Origin of the sequence: Aeromonas sp. HMWF014, from assembly GCF_963878295.1 — a bacterium.
GTDB lineage: Bacteria > Pseudomonadota > Gammaproteobacteria > Enterobacterales > Aeromonadaceae > Aeromonas > Aeromonas popoffii.
In genome coordinates this window covers 1-2,871 of record NZ_CAWNYS010000207.1, presented here as the reverse complement: position 1 = coordinate 2,871, position 2,871 = coordinate 1, and the positions used below count along the sequence as shown (strand labels likewise).

The following is a 2,871-nucleotide window of genomic DNA, read 5'->3' as shown; positions in this document are numbered from 1 at the left end:
GAATAACTCCCATGGGGCAAAAACAACCATTTACCAATTCCATCTGGCCAGTATATAGCAACCGCACCACCATAGGCATTTTCATTGCACACTTCATCCATTAATTCAAAAGAAAAAGATCTAGTTGGTTCAACTACAACATGAGCCATACCTGATAGCCATTGTGATAATTGAACAGGATCAATATGGGATGAATTATCATTATTTGCACTGACATAAACGATAGGCATACTACAATTGGCATTAGCAGTGATTAAATCAGCAGCCAAACTAATATCATCGTCATTTAAATAATGTGGAGTGTCCAATACTTGTAGTTTTCCATCAATCCCTCCACCAATATCTCTCATTATTACTTTTAATATATGGGGTCTTTTTCCTTGGTCTACTCTCTCAACAGGCAATTCAGAATCAACACTCAGTTGAACTGATATCCAGAAGTTATCCTTCTCTTTGTAACTAACAACTTCCGTAACCCATCTTACACCATTAACATCTATGTTTTCATGGCGAAATGCACTTAAATCATAATCATTCTTTAAGATGTTAAAAGTTATAGATTCATTTGTTGATGCAAGTGTAAGCTCATTGTCTATTTCTAATTTATCTTGCATTAACTCTGCTAATGTCGAATGTGGGCTTTTGGCTAGCCAAACACGCCCTGCCTCAATAACATCATTAGTGCATTTTTCATTATTTATAGGAAATTGTGTTTTAAATGTTAGCATGTCTTATATCTCTCCATGATATTAAAATGTTGTAGCCAATATAAATACTCATCACGTATATACCGGCGTGATGATTTATGACGAACACCCTTTTAAGGTTTTCCCCATAAAACCTACCTGTAGTACTGCTTATCTATTACAGCATTCCAATATGCTCCATTGACCAGCGAGGGCAGCAGCCCATCACAGATGAATAGGCACCGGACGGAAATGATAAGCCAATCGAATCTGGTCGCACCAGTCAAAAAGTGATGCAAGTGTCAGTAATGACTGATTTTATGCGCTGGCTCAACAAATCGCACTGATCGGGCACAGGATTCCCATGGCCCTTGATTTTGTTGGGGTTGGCAGGCGTGGTTTCCAGACTGTGGGTCAGCCCACTTTTGGCATCGACGCCGATATGGGCCTTCATACCGACATACCACTGATTGCCTTTGGTGGTCTGGTGTATCTCGGGGTCACGCTCTCCACGCTTGTTTTTGGTGGAGCCAGGGGCCATCGATGATGGTGGCATCGACCAGCATGCCTTGTGTCATCATGATGCCAGCTTTAAAAAACCACTGGTTGACGGCGTCGCTGGGGTTGTACCACTGCTGCATGCGCAGCATGGTGTCGAGTGGACAGGGACGACGACCGTTGCCCGTTTTGGGGCAGATAGGTTCGATGAGACCGAACATGCTGGCCATGGGAGCAGGGCGTCCATGCGAGCCAAACATATCTCTTTGCGGATTTTGTGGCGTTTACCATTGAACTCGCTATCTGCGAAGGTGATTCATATTGAACCTTATCCCCTGATGCTAATTGGGACTGATGATGTCACATCAGGGACTTGTTCGGTTCTCTTGTAGGTATTCCGAAAACGTTACGATTTATGGTGCTTTTTCATGTTCAATTTCTTTGAATGTCACTGTCAATATAATTGGTTGTATTACCAGTAAAAAATGATCTAAGGTTGTTCTTTAAATTACCACAACCTAAGGTAAACAAAATGATTAAATTAACAAAAACGGTACTGCTCGCAGGTATTATTGCTTCTGGCTCATTTAATCTACATGCCCAAGAAAATAAAGGAGCTGTGGATTTATCAAAATTCAGATATAGCTACGCAGAAATGCAGGAAATTGCCAACCCCAAGTTGCTATCGCACCGTATTTTCTATGAAAAACCCTCTGCTGGTCCAGATGCAGCCTGGTTTGATGCGGTTAAACAAGGTGATTTGGCCACGATTAAAAAAATGGTCGAAGCGGGGCAAAATCTTGAGGCAAAAGACGAAGCTTCCTTGGGGCAAACCGCGTTAGGCTGGGCTGCGTTCATCGGCTATTTGGATATAGTAAAATATCTGACGGAACAAGGTGCCGATATTCGCGCCACAGATAAAGCCGATGTCTACAATACTGTTAAATCTGCTGTCATGGGGAATAATGTAGAGGTTGTTAAATATCTGCATGAGCGTTTAAAGAATGAAGTTGACTGGGATGCCAAAGAAAAAGACGGTGAAACATTATTTATGATCGCTGCAGTAGATGGTAGACTTGATACGGTAAAGTATATTCTACAATTCAACCCGGATTTGAACGTCGTGGCGATTAATGAAAACCCTAAAATTAACGCGAGTCCTCTCAGCGGTGCGTGCGAACATGGCTTTACCGATGTGGCAAACCTGCTGATAGAAAAAGGGGCCATCAATCATAAAACGGGCAAGTCAAGCTGTAATTAAACAGTATTAAAACTCCAAAATATTATTCTGCCTCGATAGGGCTCTGTCGCAATAATCGATTTTCAGTGCGGTAATTAAATCGGTTAAAAGTTAAATGCGATAGAGCCTATTCTTCGTACTGTTGGTCATCAAGCCCTAGGCCGGATCCCAGGGCAAAATAGCGAACGTTTTTTGACCAATAAAAACAGGTTTGCCCCTGCGATCCCGCTGTGATCTTATGCTCCGTTTTCAGGCGTGCCTTCATGTCTATTGATGCTGTTTTTGCTCAGTTTTTCGATGATATTCCCGACCCTCGCCAGCATGCCAAGATTTATTATCCCTTCTACGATGTCCTGTTTCTCACCGTCTGCGCTGTGATCGGCGGTGCAGACGGCTGGGAAGATATTGAAGATTTCGGTGAGGTTCATCTTCCTTGGTTTCAATCCA

At 42.5% G+C, this 2,871-nt stretch carries 3 protein-coding genes and 1 pseudogene; 2 read left to right on the top strand and 2 right to left on the bottom strand.

Annotated elements, in window-relative coordinates; genetic code table 11:
* Nucleotides 1-728 (bottom strand): hypothetical protein (locus tag AAC083_RS08395; protein WP_146181621.1); only part of this gene is annotated, 728 nt, incomplete at its 3' end.
* A 319-nt stretch (nt 729-1,047) separates the two neighbouring features.
* Nucleotides 1,048-1,500: pseudogene (locus AAC083_RS08390) on the bottom strand (transposase); the annotation flags it as partial.
* Nucleotides 1,501-1,716: 216 nt separating this feature from the next.
* Between AAC083_RS08390 and AAC083_RS08385 the strand changes: the two are divergent.
* Both AAC083_RS08385 and AAC083_RS08380 read left to right on the top strand, forming a co-directional pair.
* Entirely contained in the window at nt 1,717-2,445 is a 729-nt protein-coding gene (locus AAC083_RS08385; RefSeq protein WP_108536306.1) for an ankyrin repeat domain-containing protein, read from the top strand.
* Between the two features lie 242 nt (nt 2,446-2,687).
* A partial coding sequence (locus tag AAC083_RS08380; RefSeq protein WP_146181620.1) for a transposase family protein occupies nt 2,688-2,871 on the top strand: 184 nt, incomplete at its 3' end.